Source organism: Streptomyces sp. NPDC048248, assembly GCF_043201875.1.
In the GTDB taxonomy this organism is placed as follows: domain Bacteria; phylum Actinomycetota; class Actinomycetes; order Streptomycetales; family Streptomycetaceae; genus Streptomyces.
The window spans coordinates 224,435-247,967 of the sequence record NZ_JBICZL010000008.1; the positions used below are offsets into that span (position 1 = coordinate 224,435).

The following is a 23,533-nucleotide window of genomic DNA, read 5'->3' on the forward strand; positions in this document are numbered from 1 at the left end:
ACACGACATCCCTGGTGGCGGCCGACGGGAGCGAGGACGCTGAGATCCATGGCACTCCTCGCGCAAGCACCTTCGCGGCCCTCGGCCGCCCCCGACCACGGCGCCACCGGGCGCGCCTCCTCGCTCCGCCATCTCGGGCCCAACTGGTACGCGGCGGTGATGGGCACCTCCATCGTCGCCGGTGCGGGCGCGGCCCTGCCGCTCACCGGCCCCGGCCTGCGCACCGTATGGGAAGCCGTCTGGGTCCTGTCCGCGCTGATGCTGGTGACCCTGCTGGGCGCCAGGACCGTGCACTGGGTACGCCACGGCGACCAGGCCAGGCGTCATCTGCTGGATCCGGCGGTCGCGCCGTTCTACGGCTGCCTCGCGATGGCGCTGCTCGCGGTCGGCGGCGGTGCGCTCGCGGTCGGCCCCGGCGTCATCGGCCACCGCGCGGCGCTCGCCGTCGACATGGTCCTGTGGAGCGTGGGCACGGCGGCCGGCCTGGCCGCAGCGGTGGCCGTCCCGTACCTCATGGTGACCCGGCACCGCATCGCGGCGGACGGCGCCTCACCGGTGTGGCTGCTGCCACTGGTCGCCCCCATGGTCTCGGCCGCGCTCGGCCCGGCCCTGGTGCCGGCGCTGCCGCCGGGGCAGTGGCAGCGGGCGATGCTGCTGGGGTGCTTCGCGATGTTCGGGATGTCGCTGCTCGCGACGCTGGTGGTGCTGCCGCTCGTGGTGGCGCGGCTGTTCCACCACGGCCCGCTGCCGCTCACACTGACCCCGGCCCTGTTCCTCGTGCTCGGCCCGCTGGGCCAGTCCACCACCGCCGTCGCCCACCTCGCCGACGCCGCTCCCGGGGCGGTGGATCCCGCCATGGCGCAGGCGATGGGAGCCTTCGCGGTGCTCTACGGCGTTCCGGTGATGGGTTTCGCACTGCTGTGGCTGGCGCTGGCCACCGCGATGGTGGTGCGCGCGTTCCGCGCCGGCATGCCCTTCGCCATGACCTGGTGGGGCTTCACCTTCCCCGTCGGCACCTGCGTCACCGGCGCCGCGGGCCTGGCCGGGCACACCGGCCTGGCCGCCTTCGGCTGGCTCGCGACCGCACTGTTCGCCGTCCTGGTGACGGCCGTGGCGGTGACGGGCACCCGCACCGCCCTCGGCCTCGCGCGCGGCCGGCTCCTCGCCCCTCCGCAGCCGGCGGCGCGCTGACGGCCGGCTCTCACCGTGCTGCGGCAAGCGCGGCAGTAAGGACAGCCGGGGCGCTGACCAGCGACGGGCCGTACCAGGTGAGATGACGCCCGCTGACGAGCGCGGCGGGGATGCCTGGGAACGCCTCGGGGCCGTCGTCGGCGGTGAAGCGGTACGGCTCGTCCGGCAGCACCACGAGATCCGCCGCCCGGTTGTTCAACTCCTCGACGGGGACCCGCGGATAGCGCTCGGCGTGCCGGCAGTAGAGGTTGCGTACGCCGAGACGCGCGAGGAGGTCGCCCGCGAAGGTGTCCCGGCCGAGCACCATCCACGGTCGCCGCCAGATCGGCACCACGGCCCCCGACTCCGGCCGTCGGGGCGGCAGATCGCGCCAGGCGGCCTCCGCCGCGTCCAGCCAGTCCGGCCGGGGCAGGCCGCAGCCGTGCACCAGCACCCGTGTCAGCTCGCGCAGTGCCTCGTCCAGCGTCCGGATCTCGGTGACCTGGACCGCCACGCCGGCGGAGCGCAGCGCGGCGATGTCCTGCGGGCGGTTCTCCTCCTCGTTGGCGATCACGAGGTCGGGGGCCAGGGCGATGATCCCGGCGGTGTCGGGGTTCTTCGTCCCGCCGATGCGGGTGACGTCGAGTCCGGCGGGGTGAGTGCACCAGTCGGTGGCGCCGACCAGCAGTTCGGGGGCGCAGGCGGCCACCGCCTCGGTGAGCGAGGGGACCAGGGAGACCACGCGCCGGACGGCGCCGCCAGAGGACATCACTCCACCGTACGCGTCCGCGGCCGGACCGGGCCGGCCGCAGGCCACCGCACGCCGGCGGCCAGGGGAGCCAAGCCGCGGGTCAGGAGCGGGCGTTGACGCTGCGCCGGAGCAGATAGGCGGCGCCGCCCGCCAGCGCGAGCAGGACCAGGCCGCCCGCCGCCTGGCTCGCGTTCACCCCGTCGACCCGGCCCCCGCGCACGGTGACGGTCTCGGTGAACCGTTCGCCGCCCGCTCCGCACTCGATGGTGACCTGGTAGCGGCCGGGAGCGGCACCCACGCCGACCATGGCCTCCGCGGCCATCCCGCGCTCGCCCGGCTGGAGGACCACCGAGCCGAAGAGCTTCGAATCCGCCCTCGCACCGCCGGCCGCGTCACACCTCCTGCCGTCGCCCACGGTCACCCGCTGACCGGCCGCCATCGGATCCGGATCGACCTGAGCCGACGCCGGGGGCGCGGCGGCGGCGAGGGCGGCGGCGCTGATCAGGGCGACGGCGGATATGCGCGCAGCGTTCACGGTCGTCTCCTGCGCCGGCCGCGGCCGCGGCGGTCGCGAGGGATGACCGGCACCCCAGGAGCGAACCACCGTTCGGGGTGCGCCGCGACGCGGACGCCGCCGGTCGGTGGGTGCCGTGCTCCATCGGAGCTACCCCGTCCGCGCCCGTACGGCGACGGCCCCGGGACGGCTGCGGCCCTGCCCCGCGACGCGCAGGACCGCTCACCACCACCCTGCGAGGACACCGGACAGCTTCGACTTGCCGCCCACCGGCGCGCTCCTCCCTGCGGGCCCCGGACCCCGCCCTAAGCTGCGCACATCGGGAAAGGTGCCCAGCCGGAAAGCGCAGGAAGCCATGCTTGCCTTCACCGTCATCGCGGGCATTCTGTTCCTCTGGGTCGTCCTCTCCCGCCGGCTGGCGCGATGGAGCATCACCGCCCCGATCGCCATGATGGCGGCCGGTATCGCCCTGACCAGCGGTTCACACCCCCCGCTGGAATTCGACCTCGACACCCCGGACTTCGAGCACGCGGTGGAAGTCGTGCTCGCGCTGCTCCTCTTCATCGACGCCACCGAGGTCCCCAAGGGGGTCATCAAAAGGGAGAAGGGGCTCGTCATCCGTCTCCTCGGCGGTGCGCTGCCGCTGGCCCTCGGCGTCGCCTTCCTGACCGCCTACGCCTTCTTCCCCGAGCGGCCCGGATGGATCCTGGCGGTCCTTGCGACGGTGGTCGTCCCCATGGACCTGGCGCCCACCTCGGCCGTCGTCCGGGACGCGAGGATCCCGGCGCGGCTGCGCGAGGTCCTCAATGTCGAGGGGGGCCTGAACCACGGGATCATCTCGCCGGTGTTCCTCCTGTTCATCGCCGCCGCTGTCGAATCCCGCACCGCGAGCGCCGATTACGCCGAGGCGCTGCTGGACGCGGTCGGCTCGGCGGCCTGGGCCCTCGGCGTCGGCTCGGTCATCGGCTACGGGGCCGGGTGGCTGCTGCGCCGTTCCTGGGCGAAGGGCTGGACGGAGCTGTCGGCGACGCGGCTCGGCGTCCTGGCAGTACCCGTGGCCGCCTTCACGCTGTCGTCCGCGGCCGACGGCAACGGGTTCGTCGCTGCCTTCGTCGCCGGCGTCTGCATTGCGCCCGCGATGCACCACCTCCCGGACGACGCGGTGAACATGACCGAGGACCTGGCCGCCCTGCTGTCCCTCGCGCTGTGGTTCGTGTTCGGGCAGCTGGTGAACGACGAGTTCTGGGACGGCTTCCACCTCTCGGTGATCCTCTACGCGCTGGTCGCCGTCACCCTGGTGCGCACGCTCCCCGTGCTGCTCGTGCTCGCGCGCACGGGGCTGCCGCTGCCGGACAAGCTGTTCCTGGGATGGCTGGGCCCGAGGGGGGTGACCTCGATCGTCTTCGGGCTTCTCGCGGTCGACGAATTGCCCCATCACAGCGGCGACTTCCTGGTCCGGGTGATGGTGATGACCGTCATGATCAGCATCGTGCTGCACGGTCTGAGCTCCGAACCGATCGGCCGCGCCTACGCCCGCAGCACACGCCACCGGACGGACGCCCCCACCCCGCCGGGCACCTGACCGGCCGTCGGCCCCCGGGCCCGTGGGTCGTACGCCGGTGGACACACCGTCCGCACACAAGCGGCGAGCCCCGCCTCCGGTCTGTTGCCGGAGGCGGGGCTCGCCGCGATGCGCGCCCGGCGTACGGGGTGCGCGGTGCGGCGGTTACTTCACCGGTGCCATCTTGTCGACGATGCCCGGGTGGGCGTCGATCCACTTCTCGACACCCTTGTCCTCGTTGCCCTTGCCGGCGTCCTGGATCGCCTTCTCCAGGCTGCCGAGCTGGTCGGGGCTCATCTTCCAGTTCTTCAACCAGCCGTTGAACTCCGGGAACTTCTTCGGGAAGCTCTTGTTGCCGATCGTCTTGATCTGGTTGTTCGCGCCCCAGGTGCCCTTGGGGTCGGCGAGCTTGGTGAGCTTGTACTTGCTGTACGCCCAGTGCGGGGACCACAGCACGACCGCGATGGGCTCCTTCTTGGCGTAGGCCCGGTCCAGCTCGGCGAGCATCGCGCTGGTGCCGGCCTCGGTGACCTGGAAGTCGTCGAAGCCGTACTCGGGCGCCACGACGCTCTTGAGGCGCTTCATCTCACCGGTGCCCGGCTCGATGCCGATGATCTTGCCCTTGAATTCGTCCTTGCGCTTACGCAGGTCGTCGAGGGTCTTCACGCCCTTGACGTAGGACGGCACCGAGATCTCCAGGGACGTCTTGTCGTACCAGGCACCGACGTCGACGAGATCCTTCTTGTACTTGTCCCAGTACTGCTTCTGCGCGACCGGCAGCCAGGCGTCGGTCTCCACATCGATCTGGCCGGTGGACAGACCCGTCCACATGGGGCCGACGTCGAGATTGCGGATGCGGGGCTTGTAGCCGCGCTTCTCCAGGACGTTCTTCCACAGGTACGTGGTGGCGATGCCCTCGTCCCACGCCGGGTAGCCGATGTTCGGGGCCTTGCCCGCGTCCTTGCCCTTGGCGTAGGCGGCGTTGGCGGACGGGGCGAGCTTGTCGACCAGCCCCGGGTGCTGCTTGAGCCAGGCGCGCACACCGTCCTGCTCGTGGCCCACGCCGGCCTTCTTGATCTCGTTCTCCAGGCTGGTGAGCTGCTTCTCGTCCATGTGGAAGTTCTTCATCCACTTGGCGACCTGCGGCTCGTCCTTGGCGAAGCCCTTGCGGCCGAGCATGTGCAGGCTGTCACTCGCGCCGAAGGAGCCCTTGGGGTCCTTGAGCTTGGTCAGCTTGTACTTGTCGTACGCCCAGTGCGGGGACCACAGCGTGACGGCGATCGGCTTCTTCTCGTGGATCTTGCGGTCCAGCTCGCTGAGCATCGAGGAGGTGGAGGACTCCACCACCTTGTACTCGCCGTCCAGACCGTAGTCCTTGAGGACCTTGTCCTTGAGGATCTTCATCTCGCCGGCGCCGGGCTCGATGCCGGTGATCTTGCCGCCCAGCTCGCCCGACTTGCCCTTGAGGTCGTCGAGGGTCTTGACGTCCTTCATGTAGGACGGGACCGCGATCTCCAGGGAGGTCTTGTCGTACCAGGTGCCGAGGTCCTCCAGCTTGTCCTGGTACTTCTTCCAGTAGGACGCGTGGGTCGTCGGCAGCCAGGCGTTGCTCTGGACGTCGATGTCGCCACGGGCCTGGCCTGCGAAGAGCGGACCGGCCTCCAGGGCCTGGACCTTGGGCTTGTAGCCGCGCTGTTCGAGGATTTCCTTCCACAGGTACGTGGTGGCCTTGCCCTCGTCCCAGTTGACGTAGCCCAGGCTGACCGGCCGGCCGTTGCCGTCCGTGGTGCCCTTCGCGCCGCCGTCCTTGCCGAGGAAGCCCATGCCGCCGGCGAGCAGCGCGAGCACGACCACACCGACCATCGCCACCGAGGTGGCGGGCTTCCACCGGAGGAACTTCAGCCCGCCGAGTGCGGCCTGCGCCTTGGCCAGCGCGCGGCGGCCCAGCGGGGAGACCCGCTGGTTGAGCGCACCGGTCATCCGGTCCAGGTACATGGCGAGGATGACGACCGCGAGACCGGCCTCGGCACCCAGCGCCACGTCGACGGAGCTGATGGAGTTGTAGACCGAGCCACCCAGTCCGCCGCCGCCGACCATGCCCGCGATGACGACCATGGACAGCGCCAGCATGATGACCTGGTTGATACCGGCCATGATCGTCGGCAGCGCGAGCGGCAGCTGCACCCGGAAGAGGGTGCGGCGCGGGTGCGTACCGAATGCCTCGGCGGCCTCGACCAGTTCCTCGTCGACCTGCCGGATGCCCAGCTCCGTCATGCGGACGGCGGGCGGCATGGAGAAGACGATCGTCGACACGATGCCGGGGACGACACCCAGGCCGAAGAAGAGGATGCCGGGGATGAGGTAGACCATCGCGGGCATCGTCTGCATCAGGTCGAGGACCGGGCGCAGCGCCCCGCCGACGACGCGGCTGCGGGCCGCCAGGATGCCGAGCGGGATGGCGACCGCGACGGTGATGAGGCAGGCCACCAGCACCAGGGACAGCGACGACACCGTCTCGCCCCACTGCTCGATCGAATCGATCAGGGCGAAGCCGACGAAGGTGAGCAGGGCGGCGGGCAGTCCGCGCAGCCACCAGGCGATCACCGCGAGAATGCCCGCGAGGATCAGCGGCTCGGGGCCGGCGAGCACCGTGTGGATCGCGTTGTAGAGCGTGGTGAGCACGCTGGTGACGAAGTCGAAGAGCCAGGCGAGGTTGTCGCGCAGCCAGTCGACGGCGGCGCTGACCCAGCTGCCTATCTGAACTCTAGGCACCGGTGATCACCTTGTCCTCGGGCTGGTTGTCGTCGGAGGCGTCGTCAGCCTTCCGGCTCACGGTGGCGTCCTGCTTGCCGACGGTGGCGTCCTGGTGGGCGGCCGGCGTCTTGGGGTCGACGGCGTCGGCCTGCGCGGGCACGGTCGGGGCGCTGTCCTGCGGGGCGGGCTCACCGAGGACGGCGAGCAGCCGGCCGGCCGGAACGGCGCCGACGAGCTTGCCCGCTTCGTCGGTCACCGCGACCGGCACGGAGCTGGTGGAGCAGGGGGTGAACAGCTCGACGAGGGGGGTGTCGAGCCGGACCGTGGCGGGCGCCGCGGCGCGGAACTCGTCGGCGTCGGCGAACTTCTCGCCCAGCGCGGTGTCGACATCGGTCATGATCGCGCCGGCGGTCAGCACCCGGGTGCGGTCCACGTCCTGGGTGAAGGAGGCGACGTAGTCGTTGGCCGGCGTGACCAGGATGTCCTCGGCACTGCCGACCTGCACGATCCGGCCGTCACGCATGACGGCGATCCGGTCGCCGAGGCGCATCGCCTCGTTGAGGTCGTGGGTGATGAAGACGATGGTCTTCTTGAGGGTCTTCTGCAGCTCCAGCAGCTGGTCCTGCATATCGCGGCGGATCAGCGGGTCGAGCGCGCTGAAGGACTCGTCCATCAGCAACAGGTCGGCGTCGGTGGCCAGGGCGCGGGCGAGGCCAACGCGCTGCTGCATGCCGCCGGAGAGCTCGTCGGGCCAGGACTTCTCCCAGCCCTTGAGGCCGGTGAGTTCCAGCGCCTCGGTGGCACGCCGGGTCCGCTCGGCGCGGGGTACGCCCTGCACTTCGAGGCCGTAGGCGGCGTTCTCCAGCACACTGCGGTGCGGGAAGAGCGCGAAGTGCTGGAAGACCATGGAGATTTTCTCGGAGCGGACCTTGCGCAGTTCCTTGTCGCTGAGCGAGGTCAGGTCCTGACCGTCGAACCGGACGGTCCCGGCGGTCGGCTCAAGCAGTCCGTTGAGGGTGCGCAGCAGCGTGGACTTGCCGGACCCCGACAGGCCCATGACGACGAAGATCTGGCCTTCGTCCACCTCGATCGACGCGTCGATGACCGCTGCGGTGGTGCCTTCGGCCCGCAGGTCGTCGCGGCTCGCGCCGTCCTCGAGCCGTCGCACCGCGTCCTCGGGTCGTCTGCCGAACACTTTGTACAGGTGCTCGGCTTGCAGCCTGGACACATGAACCTCTCTTGTCGAACGGGAACGACCTGCCACCCCCGCAGGCAGGTCGTGGAGCGAGACGGGTTCGGCCCGCCTTTACCGGTGGAAAAGTTGAAATTCATACCGGGTTCGCTCCGGCTGCGCGCCTGCCCTGGCGTGATCGGCTCAAACCCATCCGTGTTCCAGGTCACATCGTGTTGACGTTTGGGGCGTACGGCATCATGCGGGATGTGACTCGACGCCTGATGCTTCTCGACACCGCCTCGCTCTACTTCCGCGCCTACTTCGGCGTACCGGAATCGGTCAGGGCCCCGGACGGCACCCCGGTCAACGCGGTGCGCGGCCTGCTGGACTTCATCGCCCGGCTCGTCCAGGACCACCACCCCGACGACCTCGTCGCCTGTATGGACTTCGACTGGCGCCCCCAGTGGCGGGTCGACCTGATCCCGTCCTACAAGGCGCACCGGGTCGCCGAAGAGGCCGCCGAGGGCTCTCCGGAACCGGATGAGGAAGAGATTCCGGACACCCTCTCGCCGCAGGTGCCGATCATCGAGGAGGTGCTGGACGCCCTCGGCATCGCCCGCATCGGGGCCGCGGGCTACGAGGCCGACGACGTCATCGGCACGCTCGCGGGCCGGGCGCGGGGCCCGGTGGACATCGTCACCGGCGACCGCGACCTCTTCCAGCTGATCGACGACCGGCGCGGCATCCGCATCCTCTATCCGCTCAAGGGCGTCGGCACCCTCCAGGTCACCGACGAGGCGCTGCTGCGGGAGAAGTACGGCGTGGACGGCCCGGGCTATGTCGATCTGGCCCTGCTGAGGGGCGACCCCAGCGACGGCCTGCCGGGCGTGCCGGGGATCGGCGAGAAGACCGCGGCCAAGCTGCTGGACGCGTACGGGGACCTGGCGGGCATCATCACCGCGGCCGAGGACCCGTCATCGAAGGTGACGCCCGCGCAGCGCAAGCGGCTTCTCGAGGCGCGCCCCTACCTCGCGGTCGCCCCGACGGTCGTGAAGGTGGCCACCGACGTGCCGGTGCCGGACGACGCCGACCCCGCACTGCCCTCGGAACCGGCCGATCCCGAGCGCCTGGACGCCCTGGCCGCGCAGTGGGGCTTGGGTGGATCTTTGCATCGACTGCTCCTCACCCTCCGGCGATGAGCTGTTAGGTTAGGTATACCTAATTAATCGACGCGCCCTGGGGAGAATGCCGTGGCAGCAGACCGTCCGGCCCGCAAGAAGCCCGCACTGCACCGCGCACGGGTGCTGCGTACCGAGCAGCTCACCCCGCACATGGTCCGGGTGGTGCTCGGGGGCGAGGGGCTCGTGGAGTTCGCGGCGGGCGACTACTCCGACCACTACGTCAAGCTGGTCTTTCCGCTGCCCGGCGTCAGCTACCCCGAGCCGTTCGACATGGCCCGGATCCGCGCCGACTTCCCGCGCGACCAGTGGCCCAGGACCCGTACGTACACGGTGCGCTCCTGGGATGCCGAGGCCCGCGAACTGACCGTCGACTTCGTGGTGCACGGCGACGCGGGGCTGGCCGGGCCGTGGGCGGCCGCGGCGAAGCCGGGTGAGGAGATCCACCTCCTCGGCCCCGGCGGCGCCTACCTCCCCGAGGCCGGCGCCGACTGGCATCTGCTGGCGGGCGACGAGAGCGCGCTCCCGGCCATCGCGGCCTCCCTGGCCCGGATGCCCGAGGGTGCCCGGGTACACGCCTTCATCGAGGTGGCCGGCCCGGAGGAGCGCCAGGAACTCACCGTTCCGGCCGGGACGGAGATCACCTGGCTGCACCGCGACGGCGCCCCGGTGGGCCGTGAACTCGTCGCGGCCGTACGGGCGTTGGACTTCCCGGCCGGCCGGGTGCAGGCGTTCGTGCACGGCGAGGCGGGATTCGTGAAGGAGCTGCGCCGGCTGCTGCGGGTCGAGCGGGGCATCCCGCGCGAGGACCTCTCGATCTCCGGCTACTGGCGCTCCGGCCACGACGAGGACGGCTGGCAGGCCTCCAAGCAGGACTGGAACCAGCAGGTGGAGGCCGAGCAGGAGTCCGTCCCGGCGGCCGCTTCCTGACCTACGCCGCCAACCGTCAACACCCGCACGAGGGCGCCCGTCACGCAGGCGTGTCCGGACCGCCGGACGCGCCGGGGGCGCCCTCGTCGTATCTGCGGGCCGAGCTGTCCACGTGCGCGAGCCGGCGCATCGCGCTGAGCACCGCGTCCCCCAGAACGGTCCCCACCACCACGCCTTCCACGATGCCGTCCACCTCCACGTGCCGTCCCACGAAGTCGAGGTCCGCGGCAGCGATCTGCTCGCACGCGTCGGCGTAGTCGTCCAGCACCTCCTCGAACGCACCGTGGCCGATGCCGCGGAAGGTCGCCAGCGCGACGGCGACGGTCTCGACGGACGGATGGTCGGGCCCCACCCGCCAACCCCGCCGCCGCACCAGCTCGATGACCGTCCCCCTGGCCTCCGCCAGCCCCTCCGGCTCGCCCGCTGAGACCGGCGTGATGGCGTGCTGCGCCGCGCCCAGCACCTTGTGCACCGGCTCCTCCGGTGAGTCCACGGCGGCCAGCACCTCGCGCACGGCCGAGACCGACAACCCTCCGACGTCCATCAGCCCGCGGATCAGCCGCAGCCTGCGGGTGTGCGTGTCGTCGTAGCTCGCCTGGTTGGGGCTGGTCAGGCGGCCAGGGGGCAACAGCCCCTCGCGCACGTAGTACTTGATCGTCGGGACCGCCACGCCCGTCGCCCGGCTCAGTTCCCCGATACGCATCTGCCGCCTCTTCCGTCCCGGACCCGCGTCCCGGCTCCTCGTACTCCCGGGCGCCCCCGCGCTTCCCGGCCTTGCCAATCACCTCCCCATCATAGATAGTTCCGCTATCAGATAGCGGTAAGCGCCACTATCCGTTCTGTAGGGGGATCCTCATGTCCAGATACCGTTCGCTGCTCGCCTTCTCCTGGGGGATGGCCGCGCTCGCCGTGGCCTGTGCGGTCGGCCTGATCGTCGACGACCGGATCCTGGTCGGGGCGCCGATCTGGTTGAAGCCGTTCAAGTTCGCCGTGTCCTTCGCCGTCTACGGCCTCACCCTCGCCTGGATGCTGTCCCGCCGGACCACCGCGAGCCGGACCGGACGGTGGGCCGCGCACGCCGTCGTCGTCTCCGGGCTGACGGAAATGGCCATCATCGCGGCACAGGCGCTGCGGGGCCGCCGCAGCCACTTCAACGTCGAAACCCCGCTGGATCAGCTCCTGTTCAGCGTCATGGGCATCACTATCGCGGTCCTGTGGGTGGCCACCTTCGTCATCGCGGTCATCCTGTGGCGAGCCCGACTCGGCGACCGGGCGACCGATCAGGCGATCCGGCTCGGCCTGCTGATCGCGCTGGCGGGCCTGCTGCTCGGCGGCCTGATGGTGGGGCCCACGGCGGAGCAGCAGGCCGCGGGCGATCTCGACACCGTCATCGGCGCGCACAGCGTGGGCGTCCCGGACGGCGGTCCGGCCATGCCGCTCACCGGCTGGAGCACCACCGGCGGCGATCTGCGCATCCCGCACTTCCTCGGTATGCACGCCCTCCAGGCCATCCCGCTGTTCCTCTACACGATCGAGACGCTGGCCGGACGCTTCACCCGGCTGCGGGACGAGCGGGTACGGCTGCGGCTGGTGCAGGTCACGGCCGGGTGCGTCGCCGCCCTGGTCGCCCTCGCGACCTGGCAGGCGCTGCGCGGCCAGGCACTGATCCATCCGGACGCGGCGACACTCGGCGCCCTCGGTGCCATCGCCGTGGCCACGGCGGCCGGAACGTACTCGGCCCTGCGGCGACGCCCCGGGCCAACCGGCGACGACGCCCTGCTCCCACCTCTCTCCAAGGAATCGACATGAGCGACCGCACCCTCTTCGACCTGGCCTTCTACCTGGCGGCGCCGTTCTGGGCACTGCTGATCCTCGCCCCGGGCCGGCGGTGGACCGACCGGATCGCCGCCTCCCCGCTCCCGATGGTGCCGGTCATCGCCGTCTATCTCGCGTTGGCCGTCCCGGTGTTCCCACACCTGTGGGCCGCTGTCAGCAGCCCTGATCTGGCCGGGTTCCAGGAACTGATGGCCCTGGACGGCGGCGCCGGTGCCATCTGGGCCCAGGTCATCGCCTGGGACCTGTTCCTGGGTCAGTGGATGTACCGCGAAGCCCGCACCCTTGGCATCCACCCCCTGGCGATGGGGCCGCTGCTGCTCCTGACCGTGCTCCTCTCCCCCATCGGTGTTCTGCTCTTCGTGGTCCTTCGCGGTGGCCTGCGGATGCGGGAACGGCGGCTCGCGGCGCGCGGGGAACCCGCCCTCGGATGACGGCAGTTCGGGTGGTGGCGGTGGCCCGTATCCACGGTCCGCCGCCACCGGCCGTACGGCTCCGGGCTCCTTTCAGCCGCGACCTGACGGGGCGCCACCCGCGGAGCGGCTTCGTCCGGTCACCGCGTACCCCGCCACCCGGCACGAGGGGCACACCGCGCCCCCGCGGCCGATAGCCTGTGGCCCGAACACACGAAGCCATTCGGGGGGACCAATGGACCGTGACGAACGGGCGATCGGCGCCGTCGTCGGCGCTGCCGTGGGCGACGCGCTCGGGGCGCCCTTCGAATTCGGGCCGGCCGGCTGCTACACGGCTCGTTTCCCGGACGGGCGTGGCGAGATGCACCCGGGCGGCGGCTGGGATCTCGGCGAGGCCACGGACGACACACAGATGGCATTGCTGACCGCCCGATCCCTGCTGGACCGCGGCGGCCTGGACCTTGCCGATGTCTTCGCCCGCTTCCAACGCTGGGCCGCGGCCGAACCGAAGGACATCGGGCTGCAGATCGAAGCCGTCCTCGGCAGCGGCCTGCCCTGGAACCGCGCCGCTGACGCGCACTTCGCGGCCAACGCGCGCGCGGCCGGCAACGGCGCCCTGATGCGCGCGGCCCCGCCTGCCGTGTACTTCGCCCGGCAGGGCACCGCCGCCACCATGGACGCAGCCCGCCGACTGGCAGCGCTGACCCACGGCGACCCGGCGGCATGGGAGGGCAGTGCCCTCTTCCACGAACTGCTCCGCGTCGCACTCGACGGCGGTGACCCGCTCGCCGCGGTGCCCGACGCGCTCGCCGCCGTCCACCCCGACCACCATGAGCGCTGGGCCGTCGTCCTGGCGCCCGACTGGCACCCGGCGGCGGCCACCGAGTTCAACGGCGCGGTCTGGCCGTGCCTGGGATCCGCCCTCTGGGCCCTGCGCACCACCAACTGCTTCGCCGACGCGCTGGGCGCCGCGATCGACCTCGGCGGGGACACCGACACGGTCGCCGCCGTCACCGGCGGGCTCGCCGGCGCGGTCCACGGAGCAGCCTCGATCCCGGACCGCTGGACGCGCCCCCTGCACATCCCGCTGCCCGGCTTCGGTGACACGGTCCTGCGGGCCGACGACCTCACGCTGCTGGCCGAACAGCTGCTGCGCACGCCCTCCTGAGCAGGGCCGCCGGGATCCGGGGTCAGTCGTGGTGGAAGACCTCCCGCATCGGCGTCCACCACTCCCCCGGTACGGCGTCCTCGGTCTGCTCCTGGCAGGGGTCGGTGCGCCGCCACCACTCCTGGGTCACCGGGTCGGCGGCCATCCGTGCCATGTCGGCGGCGTAGTCGTCGCCGACGTACTCGGCATAGGAGAACAGCAACTCGCCCTGGAGAAAGACCGAGTAGTTGCGGAGATTGCAGGCGGTGATCGTCGCCAGCACCTCCGGCCACGCCTCGGCATGCAGCCGCAGGTACTCCTCCCGGTGCTCCGGCCGCAGTCTGATGACCTTGCCCAAGCGCCGCACCGAAGCGCCGTCCCGGCCGCCGTCCACACCTGTGGTGCTTCCCCCGCCCGCCGGCTCCGTCATCGGGTGTCCTCCCTCTCGCCGTGTACGGCCGACCGATCGCCGTGCGCTCCCTGGCCCGTCTCCTTCATACGGAGATCGTGCACCGGCGGCCCCACGCCCGTACACCCCGCTCGGGACCGGCGCGCCCTTCGATCCGAACCCGCCGGCGCGCACCGGGACTTGGTTGACGTGGCCGCCGGCTCCTGTTCCACTGACCTCATGCCTCCTCAGCAGCGGCTGGTCACCCGCGACCACATCGACTTCGGTCGTGTGTGGTCGGCTTCCTGTTGCCGCTGACTTCTCCGTAGCGCACCACCCGCCCCGTACGGCGCTCACGTACGCATGCCCGACCTACGAGAAGACGAGGCCCTTCCATGCCTGTCGAGTTCCTCGGCATCGCCGCGACCCACGACGGTTCCGAAGTCACCCCGCGCTCCGGCGCCTCCTTCGACAAGGACTACACGCTCGAACTGGCCCGCGCCCACCAGGACCACGGCTGGGACCGGGTGCTGTTCGCCTACGGCTCCGGCTCCCCCGACCCGTCCCCGGCCGCCGCCTACATCGCCGCGCGTACCGAGACCCTGCAACTGCTGGTGGCGCACCGCCCCAACGTCTCGTATCCGACCTTCGCGGCGAAGACCTTCGCGACGCTGGACCACATCAGCGACGGCAGGCTGGCGGTGCACTTCATCACCGGCGGCAACGACCACGAGCAGCGCCGCGAGGGCGACACCCTCACCAAGGACGAGCGCTACGACCGCACCCGCGAATACCTCCGCATCGTCAAGAAGATCTGGACCACCCATGAGCCCTTCGACCACGAGGGCACGCACTACCGCTTCCACGACTTCGTCTCCGACACCTTCCCCCTCCAACAGCCCCACCCACAGGTGTCGTTCGGCGGCTCCTCGCCCGCGGCGTACGCGGTCGGCGGCGCCGAGGCGGACATCTACTGCCTGTGGGGCGAACCGCTGGCGCAGACCGCCGAGCAGATCGCCTCGGTCAAGGCGGCCGCGCAGGCCGCGGGCCGCATCGACACGCCCAGGATTCAGGTCGCCTTCCGACCGATCATCGCGCCCACCGAGGAACTGGCCTGGGAGAAGGCCCACCGCACCCTGGAGCGCATCAGGAATCGCAAGGCCGCCGGGCCGCTCAGCCGCCGGCATCCCCTGACGGCGCCGCAGAACGCCGGATCCCAGCGGCTGCTCGCCGTGGCCGCGGAGGGCGAGCGCCACGACCGGGCGCTGTGGACGCCGACCTCCGCCGAGACGGGCGGGGCGGGGAATTCCACCGCCCTGGTCGGCACCCCGGAGACGGTCGCGCGGGCACTGCTGGACTACTACGACCTGGGCGTGGACATCCTCTCGGCCCGCGGCTACGACCTGCTCGACGACGCGATCGACTTCGGCCGTCATGTCATCCCGCTGGTCCGCGAGGAGGTCGCCAAGCGGGACGCGGCACGGGAGGCCGCCCGCAGCGCCGAAGGGAACGCCGACCAGGCGACCGACGAGGCCGCGGTACGGCACGCTTCATAGGGAAACGGCGAGGGCGCCCGCATCCCTCACAGGGGAAGCGGGCGCCCTCGACGGATCCGGCGTTTCTCAGCCCACCGACGAATACGCCACGACACCGCGCAGCACGCCGTCCACGGCCTTGCGGGCCGTGCGCGTCACCGAGCCACCGGGCGGGGCCGCCGCCGCGATCTGCCCGAGGACGTCGATCAGCTGCTTGCACCAGCGGACGAAGTCACCGGCCGGCATGTCCGCCTCCCGGAGGACGTCGTCGAGGCCGAAGCCGGACGCCCAGCGGTACGCGGCCCAGGCGAAGCCGAGGTCAGGCTCGCGCTGCCCGACCCCCTCCGCCTGATTGATCTTGTGATCCTCTTCCAGGGCATCCAGCCGCCCCCAGATGCGCACCATCTCCGCCAGCGCGTCGCGGGCCCGGCCGGCCGGCAACTTGGGCGCCACCGCGTCGTCCGCCTGGCGCGACTCGTACACCAGCGCCGAGGCACAGGCCGCCAGCTCCGCCGGGCCGAGCCCCTCCCAGACGCCGTCCCGCAGGCATTCGCTCGCCAGCAGATCCAGCTCGCCGTAGAGCCGGGCCAGCCGACGGCCCTCGTCGGTGACGGTGTCGCCTTCGAGGTAGTCCAACTCGGTCAGCAGCGCGCAGATCCGGTCGAAGGTGCGCGCGATGGTGTTCGTCCGCCCCTCGATCCTGCGCTCCAACTGACGGGTGTCCCGCAGCAGCCGGTGATAGCGCTCGGCCCAGCGGGCGTGGTCCTCCCGCTCGTCGCAGCCGTGGCACGGGTGGGCGCGGATCTCCGTGCGCAGCCGGGAGATCTCCCGGTCGTCGGCGGCCTCGGCCCGCGGCTTGCGGTGCCGCGAGGGCACCACATGACCGGCCTTGGTGCGCAGCGCGGACGCCAGGTCGCGACGCGACTGCGGGCTGCGGGCGTTGAAGGACTTGGGGATCCGCATCCGGTCCAACGCCGAGACGGGCACCGGGAAATCCATCGACGCCAGTCGCTTGACCTGCCGCTCGGCGGTCAGCACCAGCGGTCGCGGGCCGTCCTGCGTCTCGAAGCCGCGGTGACCGTTCGTCCGCCCCGAGGGCATCCCCGGGTCGAGCACCAGCGCGAGACCGGCGTACTTGCCCGTCGGGACGTGGATGATGTCGCCGGGCTTGAGCTTCTCCAGGGCCGCGGCCGCCGCGACCCGCCGCTGTGCGGCGCCCTGCTTGGCCAGCTCCGTCTCACGGTCCTTCAACTCGCGGCGCAACCGGGAGTACTCCTCGAAGTCCCCGAGGTGGCAGGTCATCGAGGAGCGGTAACCCCCCAGGCCCTCCTCGTTCTTCTGCACCTGACGCGAGATCCCGACCACCGACTTGTCGGCCTGGAACTGCGCGAAGGACATCTCCAGCAGCTCCCGCGAACGGTGCCTGCCGAACTGCGAGACGAGGTTGACCGCCATGTTGTACGACGGCTTGAAGGAGGAGCGCAGCGGATAGGTGCGGGTACCGGCGAGGCCGGCCAGCGCGCCCGGGTCCATGCCGCGCTGCCACAGGACCACGGCGTGGCCCTCGACGTCGATGCCCCGGCGTCCGGCCCGGCCGGTGAGCTGGGTGTATTCGCCCGGGGTGATGTCGGCGTGCTGCTCGCCGTTCCACTTGACGAGCTTCTCCAGCACCACGGACCGCGCGGGCATGTTGATGCCCAGGGCCAGGGTCTCGGTGGCGAAGACGGCCTTGACCAGGCCCTGCACGAACAGCTCCTCGACGACCTCCTTGAAGGTCGGCAGCATGCCGGCGTGGTGGGCGGCGATACCCCGCTCCAGGCCCTCCAACCACTCGAAGTAGCCCAGCACATGGAGGTCGTCGTCCGGGATGCCGGCCGTCCGCGCCTCCACGATGCGGCGGACCTTCTCGCGACCCTCCTGGTCGTTGAGCCGCAGGCCCGAGTGCAGGCACTGCTGGACGGCAGCCTCACAGGCGGCGCGGCTGAAGATGAAGGTGATGGCGGGCAGCAGACCCTCGTTGTCGAGCCGGTCGATCACCTCGGGCCGGCTCGGAGTCCAGATCCGGCTGCGCTGGCGGCGCTCCCGCTCGCGGTCCGCCTCGCGCATGTTGCGCCCGCGGCGCTTGTCGCGGCCGAAGGTGGGCCGGCTGTTCTCCATCCGTGCCAGCCGCTCCAGGTCGGGGTTGACCTCGCGCCGGCCGCCACCGCCCTGACTGCGCTCCTCGAACAGGTCGTACATCCGCCGGCCCGCGAGGACGTGCTGCCACAGCGGCACCGGCCGGTGCTCGGAGACGATCACCTCGGTGTCGCCACGGACGGTGTCCAGCCAGTCACCGAACTCCTCGGCGTTGGAGACGGTGGCCGACAGCGACACCAGGGTCACCGACTCCGGGAGATGGATGATCACCTCTTCCCAGACGGCGCCGCGGAAGCGGTCGGAGAGGTAGTGCACCTCGTCCATGACCACATAGCCGAGGCCGACCAGCGACCGGGAGCCGGAGTAGAGCATGTTCCGCAGCACCTCGGTGGTCATCACGACCACCGGCGCCTCGGAGTTGACACTGTTGTCGCCGGTCAGCAGGCCGACCTTGTCGGCGCCGTAACGGCGGACCAGGTCCTGGAACTTCTGGTTGGACAGCGCCTTGATGGGCGTGGTGTAGAAGCATTTTCGGCCCTGCTCCAGGGCCAGGTGGACGGCGAATTCGCCGACGATCGTCTTGCCGGATCCGGTGGGGGCCGCGACCAGCACACCCTTGCCGGCCTCCAGGGCCTTGCACGCCTCGACCTGGAACGCGTCCAGATCGAAGTCGTACATGTCACGGAAAGGGGCGAGTGCGGTGGCCTGCTCGGCCGCCCTGAGCTTGGCGGCGGCATAGCGCTCAGCAGGGGACATGTCCTCGGTCATCGTGCTTACGAGCCTACCGGCCACCTCTGACAACGACCCGATCTTTACGGAGGCAATGCCCGGAGCCCCCTGGGCCCCCGCCGCCCGGCGTCCGCCCCGCGCCCGCCGGGCCGGTCCCCGCCGCTACCGATCCCCGGCACCCAGCAGCCGGACCGCTCCCGGCACGGACCGCGCGGTCAGCGGCAACGGCCCCAGCGGCTCCCCGTCCGCGTAGCCGGTCACCCCCGCCGCCTCCAGCGTGACCCGCGCAGCACGGTGCACCGAGACCTTGGAGTGGGTCAGGTGGGCTCCCCGGTAGACGCGCGGAAAGACCCTCAGCAGCTCCCCCCGTCCGCAGGCGCCGACGACGGTGACGTCGAGGAGGCCATCGTCCAGCCTCGCATCCGCGCAGATCCGCATCCCGCCGCCGTACGAGCTGCCGTTGCCCACCGCGACCAGCGTCGCCTCGACCTCCCGCACCGGCCCGTCGTCCAGCCGAATCCGGTACGGGATCGGGCGCAGCGCAGCGAGCTCCGCGAGGAGCGCCAGGTCGTAGGTGAGCCGCCCGCGCGGCACCCGCATCCGGTTGGCACGGTCGTTGACCCGCGAGTCGAAGCCGGAGGCCAGCACCGTCCCGAAGTACGTGTTGCCGACCTGCCCGAGGTCGACGGGCAGGCCGCCGTCCCCCTTGAGCGCGCGGGCGATCCGGGTGGCCGCGGCTACCGGAGCGCGCACCGGCAGGCCGGTTGCGCGGGCGAAGTCGTTGCCGGTCCCCACTGCCACCACGCCCAGCGGGGTGCCGGTTCCGGCCACCGCCTGAAGCGCGAGCGAGACCAGCCCGTCACCGCCGACCGCGACGAGGGCGCCGGTGCCCTCGTCCACCGCGGCGCGAGCCCGGCGCAGCGCGTCCGCCGCGTCCTCGCCGAGGACCGTACGCACGGCGAAGCCCGCTTCCCGCAGGGTCCTGGCAGCCGGTTGGGTCTCCCGTGCGCCCCGGCCGCGCCCCGCCCGCGGATTGACGAAGAGAGTGATGTCGCAGGTCACGCGCGGACCATAACCCGACGCCACGGCGCCGGGCGAGCGAACGGCCCCCGCCTCCTGGAGGCGGGGGCCGTCAGCCGCGGCAGGTCGTCCGCTCGGGCCGGAGGCCGGGCGGAGCGGCGCGATCAGGTCACGTCGTCGTAGCCGCGGCGGGTCGGCTCGTCGGCTCCGCCGCTCGCCTGCTCGGGGAGCATCCGGCTGGAGGCGACCGGCTCGATCTCCTCGACACCGGCCGGTGTGAGGTCCAGCTCGGAGGCCTCGTCGTCGGCCAGCTCCGCGTCCGGGTCGGCGCGCTTGCGGCGGCGGTCGTTGATCAGGCAGATACCGGTGGCGCCGAAGTACAGCACCACGATCGGCGCGGCCAGCAGACCCATCGTGAGCGGGTCACCGGTGGGGGTGGCGAGCGCGGCGAACACCGTGATGCCCAGCACCATGAACCGCCACCAGCTCATGATCCGTTGTCCGGTGAGCACACCGCCGAAGTTCAGCAGCACCAGGAGCAGCGGCAGCTCGAACGCGACACCGAAGACGACGACCATGCGCGTGACGATGTCGAGGAACTCATCGGCCGGGAAGAGGTTGGCCCAGTCGCTGGGGGTCAGTCCGACCAGCGCGCCGGCCGTGGTGGGCAGCACGGCGTAGGCGAGGTAGGCGCCACCGAGGAAGAGCGGCACTCCGGCGCCGACGAAGGCCAGCGCGTACTTCTTCTCGTGCCGGTGCAGGCCCGGGGCGAGGAAGGCCCAGAGCTGGTAGAGCCAGACCGGGCTGGCGGCGACCACGCCGGTGGTGAGGGAGAGCTTGAGCAGGATCGTGAACGGTGCCAGCAGACCGTTGGCGGTGATCTCGGCGCACGGATGCGCGCGGCCACCGGCGGTGGCGCCACCCTTGGGGCAGCCGACCGCGTCGATGACGGGACCCGTGATGAAGTGCGCGAGGGGTTCGTACTGCCACATCGCGATGACGGTGACCACACCGATCGCGAGCACCGATTTCAGCAGCCGGTTGCGCAGCTCACGCAGATGCGCCGCGAGCGGCATCCGCCCCTCGGGGTCCTTCTCCTGCTTGCGGGCAGACTTGAGCAACCCACTTCCTCGTCTCGTACATCAGCCGCCCCGACCAGGTCGGAGCGACGGGATCGGGTCGGCTTCAGCTCTGGTTGGTGCGGTTCGGCTCGGCCACCGGGCGCGAGCTGCTCACATCTCCGGGAGCTGCCTGAATCGTACGAGGAGCCTGCTGCGCGGCATCGGCAGGAGCTTCGGACGCGGCGCCGCCCTCCGCCTCGCCTTCCTTCTTCATCGCCTTGGCCTCGCTCTTGAGGATGCGGGCGGACTTGCCGAGGGAACGCGCCATGTCCGGGAGCTTCTTCGCGCCGAACAGCAGCACAATGATGACGAGAATCAGAATGATCTCGGGGGCCCTCAGGTTGCTGAACATGTGCGACTACCTTCTCGCCGGGGCGGCGTCTGCTGTGGTGCCTGCCGATGGGGTCGGACTGGCGTCCTGGTGCTACCTCGATCGTAACGTTCGGTCGTTAACGCTGGGCAATCCCCTTGCATACGTCGGATTGCCTCCCCTGCCGTGCGGTCCGGGCCGTTGCAGCGTACCTCTCGGGTCACCGGCGCATCAGGGGTCCGCCGTGACTAGCGCCTGCCGACATGGTGCGTCCGGGACGCGAGCGGCGTCGCGGCTCGCTCGAGATCCTCGGCGGCCCGCTGGATCCGCTCGGACGCCGCAGCGACCTGACGGGCCAGCCGGCGCACTTCGACGAAGACGCGCACGGCCAGCACGCCGAGCACGGCGATGCCGAGGAAGCCGAGGGCGATAGCGATCATGGGCCAGAGCATGGGGCGAGCCTAACGGGCTGGCGGCGGGAGTCGGGCGGTCTCCACGGGCCGGGCGACGTCCGCCGGCCCGTGGCGGGCGGAGCCGTCAGCCGGAGTGCAGCCGAAGCGTGCGGACCCCGCCGCCGGTGAGCAGCTCGATGATCCGCTCGCCGGCCGGCCTGCGCACCGCTCGGCCGCAGTCGGGACAGGTGAAGGAGTAGAACGTGGTGCGGCGGCTGGCGCCGATGGCCAGCCGGAAAGCCTCCGAGGCCAGTTCGAAATGGCCCCGGCAGTCCGGGCAGGCCGCCTTGAAGAGCACCGGAGCGGTCGTGGTCGCCATGCTGGTCGCCATCGTCGTCGTCATCCTTCCGCCTCCTCCTTCACGGGCTTACTGAGCCGCGCTCACTCGCCGTACGCCGCGAGGGCCTGCCCGGCGGCCTGCCGCGCGCTGTCCGCGAGCTCCTGGGGGGAGACGATGCGGCCGTCCCCGCCCAGCCGCAGCGCGAGCCGGCGCAGCGAGGCGGGGTCGGGGGTGCGCAGGGTGATGCGCAGGCCGCCGTCGGGAAGCTCCTCGGCGCTGTCGTGCGGGTAGTACTCGGCGACCCAGCGGCCGCCCGGCCCGACCTCGATGGACACCTCGGGGTCCTCTGCCGCGGGCTGCACCAGGCCCTCCGACAGGTCGCGCAGTTCGACCGGCGGCGGGTCGGCGGGTGCGTCCAGCAGTTTGATCTCGGCGACGCGGTCGAGCCGGAAGGTCCGCCGGGCCTCCGAGAGGCGGCACCAGGCCTCGACGTAGGTGTGGCCGACGGCGAACAGGCGGATCGGGTCCACCTCGCGTTCGGTCAGCTCGTCACGCGCCGGGGAGTAGTAGCGCAGCCACAGCCGGCGCCGTTCGGCGATGGCGCGGTCCACATCGGCGAAGACACCGCCCTCGGACTCGAAGGTCACCGAGAGCCGGGAGCTGGCACCGGCCGCCTCGCCGGCCGCCGCCTCCAGCTTCGCGGTGGCGCGCAGCAGCGCCTGGCGGTCGCCCTCCCGCAGCCCGGGGAGGGTCGCCACGGCGCGGGCGGCGACCAGCAGCGCGGTCGCCTCGTCGGCGGCCAGCCGCAGCGGTTCCGCGACGTCGTCGGGGTTGTGCCACCAGATGCGGTCGCCGTCGGTGTCGATGTCCAGGAGGTCGCCGCCGCGGAAGCTCGTACCGCACATCGGCAGTACGTCGAGGTCGGCGATCAGCTCGTCCTCGGTGATGCCGAAGGCGCGGGCGACGTCCCCGACGCGCGCACCCGGGCGCTCGCGCAGGTAGGTCACCAAGGACAGCATCCGGCGGGTCTGGTCGATCGCGTTCGTCGCCATGGGTTCTCGTGTCCCTCTCAGCCCTTGGCCACGGCGCGCAGCCGGTCCACGACATCGGCCCGCAGTTCCGCGGGTTCCAGCACGACCACATCGGGCCCGAACTCCACGAGCCAGGCGTCGAGTCCGTGGCCGTTGGGGATCTCCAGCTCGTCCCAGCCGTCACCCAGCTCCCGGACGGTGAGCGCGCGCGAGCGCAGCGGATAGCCGTGCTCGGCGCGGAGCTTGATCCTGGCCGTCCCGGTGGCGGTCTCGCCCGCCCAGCTCTCGACCGTCTCGCGGACGGTGACGTGATCGGGCACCGGAGCGGTGAACGCCCCTTGCCGGGAGCGGACCTTGCCGGTGATCCGGGAGAGCCGGAAGACCCGCTCGGCCTTGCGCTCGCGGTCCCAGCCGGCGACGTACCAGTGGCCGCGCCAGCACTCCAGGATCCACGGCTCGACCTGCCGCTGCTCGGGGCGGGCGGCGTTGGACTTGCGGTAGTCGAAGAGGACCGGCCGGCGGTCGCGGCAGGCCAGCATCAGCGGCTCGAAGGCGGCCTCGTGGGCCGGGATGCGCGGTTCGAGGGCGCTGTGCGGCTGGCCGGCGTCGAAGTCGTCGTCCGAGGCGAGCGGCATCCCGGCCGCCCGCAGCTTCTGCAGCGCGCCGCTGGCCGCACCGGCGAGACGCGCCTGCTGCCAGATCTTGGCGGCCAGCCCCAGGGCGGCGGCCTCCTCGGCGTCGAGCGTGATCGGGGGGAGGCGGTTGCTGTCCCGGCGCGCGAGGTAGCCGACGTCCGCGTCGATGCCGTCGACGGTCTCGATCACCAGGCCCAGCTCGCGCAGATCGTCCTTGTCCCGCTCGAACATGCGGTTGAAGGAGTCGTCGCTGCCCGCCTCGATGTAGGCCTCGATGGACGACCTGAGTTCGCGCTTGGTCAGCGGGCGACGGGTCCCCAGCAGACACAGCGCCAGGTTCATCAGCCGCTCGGCCTTGGCAATCGCCATCGACGCCCTTTCTCGTTGAACTCCCGACCGTTGACCGTACCGCTCAGGGTGCCCAGGGCAAAGCTGAGGGCCCATGCCGTTCGGCATGGGCCCTCGGTGCTG

At 71.4% G+C, this 23,533-nt stretch carries 22 protein-coding genes; 8 read left to right on the plus strand and 14 right to left on the minus strand.

The window, feature by feature from the left end; all coding sequences use genetic code 11:
- The first annotated feature begins 48 nt into the window (after positions 1 to 48).
- Positions 49 to 1,191, plus strand: coding sequence for a TDT family transporter (locus ACGFZW_RS19205; protein ID WP_393894322.1), 1,143 nt, complete (start codon positions 49 to 51; stop codon positions 1,189 to 1,191).
- Between the two features lie 10 nt (positions 1,192 to 1,201).
- Here ACGFZW_RS19205 and ACGFZW_RS19210 read toward each other — a convergent pair whose 3' ends face one another.
- A complete protein-coding gene (locus ACGFZW_RS19210; protein ID WP_393894323.1) occupies positions 1,202 to 1,939 on the minus strand; it encodes a helical backbone metal receptor in 738 nt (245 codons plus the stop codon).
- An 82-nt stretch (positions 1,940 to 2,021) separates the two neighbouring features.
- Entirely contained in the window at positions 2,022 to 2,456 is a 435-nt protein-coding gene (locus tag ACGFZW_RS19215) for a hypothetical protein (RefSeq protein ID WP_393894324.1), read from the minus strand.
- A 334-nt stretch (positions 2,457 to 2,790) separates the two neighbouring features.
- On the opposite strand from ACGFZW_RS19215, the gene ACGFZW_RS19220 reads away from it, so the two are divergent.
- Positions 2,791 to 4,017 carry a cation:proton antiporter gene (locus ACGFZW_RS19220; protein ID WP_393894325.1) on the plus strand — a complete coding sequence of 409 codons (1,227 nt, stop codon included), beginning with the start codon at positions 2,791 to 2,793 and terminating at the stop codon, positions 4,015 to 4,017.
- A 144-nt stretch (positions 4,018 to 4,161) separates the two neighbouring features.
- Here the strand turns inward: ACGFZW_RS19220 and ACGFZW_RS19225 are convergent, their stop codons facing one another.
- Both ACGFZW_RS19225 and ACGFZW_RS19230 read right to left on the minus strand, forming a co-directional pair.
- Entirely contained in the window at positions 4,162 to 6,768 is a 2,607-nt protein-coding gene (locus ACGFZW_RS19225; RefSeq protein ID WP_393894326.1) for an ABC transporter permease/substrate binding protein, read from the minus strand.
- A complete protein-coding gene (locus tag ACGFZW_RS19230) occupies positions 6,761 to 7,978 on the minus strand; it encodes a glycine betaine/L-proline ABC transporter ATP-binding protein (protein WP_393894327.1) in 1,218 nt (405 codons plus the stop codon). The genes ACGFZW_RS19225 and ACGFZW_RS19230 overlap by 8 nt, the downstream gene beginning before the upstream one ends.
- Positions 7,979 to 8,205: 227 nt before the next feature.
- Here ACGFZW_RS19230 and ACGFZW_RS19235 point away from each other — a divergent pair, with 227 nt between their 5' ends.
- A complete protein-coding gene (locus ACGFZW_RS19235) occupies positions 8,206 to 9,123 on the plus strand; it encodes a 5'-3' exonuclease H3TH domain-containing protein (protein ID WP_393894520.1) in 918 nt (305 codons plus the stop codon).
- Between the two features lie 51 nt (positions 9,124 to 9,174).
- On the plus strand, positions 9,175 to 10,032 hold the full coding sequence (locus tag ACGFZW_RS19240) for a siderophore-interacting protein (RefSeq protein WP_393894328.1): 858 nt from the start codon (positions 9,175 to 9,177) through the stop codon (positions 10,030 to 10,032).
- A 40-nt stretch (positions 10,033 to 10,072) separates the two neighbouring features.
- On the opposite strand, the gene ACGFZW_RS19245 is transcribed toward ACGFZW_RS19240, so the two are convergent.
- Positions 10,073 to 10,735 (minus strand): MerR family transcriptional regulator, encoded by a 663-nt coding sequence (locus tag ACGFZW_RS19245; protein ID WP_393894329.1) that lies wholly within the window; start codon positions 10,733 to 10,735, stop codon positions 10,073 to 10,075.
- Positions 10,736 to 10,926: 191 nt separating this feature from the next.
- On the opposite strand from ACGFZW_RS19245, the gene ACGFZW_RS19250 reads away from it, so the two are divergent.
- The 3 genes from ACGFZW_RS19250 to ACGFZW_RS19260 all read left to right on the plus strand — a co-directional run bounded on the left by ACGFZW_RS19250 (position 10,927) and on the right by ACGFZW_RS19260 (position 13,446).
- A complete protein-coding gene (locus tag ACGFZW_RS19250; RefSeq protein ID WP_393894521.1) occupies positions 10,927 to 11,841 on the plus strand; it encodes a hypothetical protein in 915 nt (304 codons plus the stop codon).
- A complete protein-coding gene (locus tag ACGFZW_RS19255; protein ID WP_393894330.1) occupies positions 11,838 to 12,299 on the plus strand; it encodes an ABA4-like family protein in 462 nt (153 codons plus the stop codon). Before ACGFZW_RS19250 ends, ACGFZW_RS19255 begins: the two co-directional genes overlap by 4 nt.
- A gap of 214 nt (positions 12,300 to 12,513) precedes the next feature.
- Complete coding sequence (locus ACGFZW_RS19260) at positions 12,514 to 13,446, plus strand: ADP-ribosylglycohydrolase family protein (protein ID WP_393894331.1); 933 nt, start codon at positions 12,514 to 12,516, stop codon at positions 13,444 to 13,446.
- A gap of 22 nt (positions 13,447 to 13,468) precedes the next feature.
- Here the strand turns inward: ACGFZW_RS19260 and ACGFZW_RS19265 are convergent, their stop codons facing one another.
- Positions 13,469 to 13,855 (minus strand): L-rhamnose mutarotase, encoded by a 387-nt coding sequence (locus ACGFZW_RS19265; RefSeq protein ID WP_393894332.1) that lies wholly within the window; start codon positions 13,853 to 13,855, stop codon positions 13,469 to 13,471.
- 353 nt (positions 13,856 to 14,208) lie between these two features.
- Here ACGFZW_RS19265 and ACGFZW_RS19270 point away from each other — a divergent pair, with 353 nt between their 5' ends.
- Positions 14,209 to 15,369, plus strand: a complete 1,161-nt coding sequence (locus ACGFZW_RS19270; RefSeq protein WP_393894333.1) for an LLM class flavin-dependent oxidoreductase — start codon at positions 14,209 to 14,211, stop codon at positions 15,367 to 15,369.
- Positions 15,370 to 15,435: 66 nt separating this feature from the next.
- Here the strand turns inward: ACGFZW_RS19270 and ACGFZW_RS19275 are convergent, their stop codons facing one another.
- The 8 genes from ACGFZW_RS19275 to ACGFZW_RS19310 form a co-directional block, all read right to left on the minus strand.
- A complete protein-coding gene (locus ACGFZW_RS19275; RefSeq protein WP_393894334.1) occupies positions 15,436 to 18,252 on the minus strand; it encodes a DEAD/DEAH box helicase in 2,817 nt (938 codons plus the stop codon).
- 123 nt (positions 18,253 to 18,375) lie between these two features.
- Entirely contained in the window at positions 18,376 to 19,275 is a 900-nt protein-coding gene (locus tag ACGFZW_RS19280; RefSeq protein WP_393894335.1) for a diacylglycerol kinase, read from the minus strand.
- A gap of 122 nt (positions 19,276 to 19,397) precedes the next feature.
- Positions 19,398 to 20,354, minus strand: coding sequence for a twin-arginine translocase subunit TatC (tatC, locus tag ACGFZW_RS19285; protein ID WP_393894336.1), 957 nt, complete (start codon positions 20,352 to 20,354; stop codon positions 19,398 to 19,400).
- Between the two features lie 64 nt (positions 20,355 to 20,418).
- Positions 20,419 to 20,706 carry a Sec-independent protein translocase subunit TatA gene (gene tatA, locus ACGFZW_RS19290; protein WP_393894337.1) on the minus strand — a complete coding sequence of 96 codons (288 nt, stop codon included), beginning with the start codon at positions 20,704 to 20,706 and terminating at the stop codon, positions 20,419 to 20,421.
- Positions 20,707 to 20,912: 206 nt separating this feature from the next.
- Entirely contained in the window at positions 20,913 to 21,116 is a 204-nt protein-coding gene (locus ACGFZW_RS19295; RefSeq protein WP_393894338.1) for a hypothetical protein, read from the minus strand.
- 85 nt (positions 21,117 to 21,201) lie between these two features.
- Positions 21,202 to 21,459, minus strand: coding sequence for a hypothetical protein (locus tag ACGFZW_RS19300; protein ID WP_393894339.1), 258 nt, complete (start codon positions 21,457 to 21,459; stop codon positions 21,202 to 21,204).
- Between the two features lie 38 nt (positions 21,460 to 21,497).
- A complete protein-coding gene (locus ACGFZW_RS19305; protein ID WP_393894340.1) occupies positions 21,498 to 22,448 on the minus strand; it encodes a helix-turn-helix transcriptional regulator in 951 nt (316 codons plus the stop codon).
- 17 nt (positions 22,449 to 22,465) lie between these two features.
- Entirely contained in the window at positions 22,466 to 23,431 is a 966-nt protein-coding gene (locus ACGFZW_RS19310) for a helix-turn-helix transcriptional regulator (protein ID WP_393894341.1), read from the minus strand.
- Positions 23,432 to 23,533 lie beyond the last annotated feature (102 nt).

Coding starts and splice junctions, on each gene's coding strand:
- ACGFZW_RS19220 (WP_393894325.1), top strand. CDS start 2,791: ATGCTTGCCTTCACCGTCATCGCGGGCATTCTGTTCCTCTGGGTCGTC.
- ACGFZW_RS19310 (WP_393894341.1), bottom strand. CDS start 23,431: ATGGCGATTGCCAAGGCCGAGCGGCTGATGAACCTGGCGCTGTGTCTG.
- ACGFZW_RS19295 (WP_393894338.1), bottom strand. CDS start 21,116: ATGCTCTGGCCCATGATCGCTATCGCCCTCGGCTTCCTCGGCATCGCC.
- ACGFZW_RS19300 (WP_393894339.1), bottom strand. CDS start 21,459: ATGACGACGACGATGGCGACCAGCATGGCGACCACGACCGCTCCGGTG.
- ACGFZW_RS19245 (WP_393894329.1), bottom strand. CDS start 10,735: ATGCGTATCGGGGAACTGAGCCGGGCGACGGGCGTGGCGGTCCCGACG.
- ACGFZW_RS19210 (WP_393894323.1), bottom strand. CDS start 1,939: ATGTCCTCTGGCGGCGCCGTCCGGCGCGTGGTCTCCCTGGTCCCCTCG.
- ACGFZW_RS19305 (WP_393894340.1), bottom strand. CDS start 22,448: ATGGCGACGAACGCGATCGACCAGACCCGCCGGATGCTGTCCTTGGTG.
- ACGFZW_RS19270 (WP_393894333.1), top strand. CDS start 14,209: ATGCCTGTCGAGTTCCTCGGCATCGCCGCGACCCACGACGGTTCCGAA.
- ACGFZW_RS19275 (WP_393894334.1), bottom strand. CDS start 18,252: ATGACCGAGGACATGTCCCCTGCTGAGCGCTATGCCGCCGCCAAGCTC.
- tatA (WP_393894337.1), bottom strand. CDS start 20,706: ATGTTCAGCAACCTGAGGGCCCCCGAGATCATTCTGATTCTCGTCATC.
- ACGFZW_RS19235 (WP_393894520.1), top strand. CDS start 8,206: ATGCTTCTCGACACCGCCTCGCTCTACTTCCGCGCCTACTTCGGCGTA.
- ACGFZW_RS19250 (WP_393894521.1), top strand. CDS start 10,927: ATGGCCGCGCTCGCCGTGGCCTGTGCGGTCGGCCTGATCGTCGACGAC.
- ACGFZW_RS19205 (WP_393894322.1), top strand. CDS start 49: ATGGCACTCCTCGCGCAAGCACCTTCGCGGCCCTCGGCCGCCCCCGAC.
- ACGFZW_RS19255 (WP_393894330.1), top strand. CDS start 11,838: ATGAGCGACCGCACCCTCTTCGACCTGGCCTTCTACCTGGCGGCGCCG.
- ACGFZW_RS19265 (WP_393894332.1), bottom strand. CDS start 13,855: ATGACGGAGCCGGCGGGCGGGGGAAGCACCACAGGTGTGGACGGCGGC.
- ACGFZW_RS19260 (WP_393894331.1), top strand. CDS start 12,514: ATGGACCGTGACGAACGGGCGATCGGCGCCGTCGTCGGCGCTGCCGTG.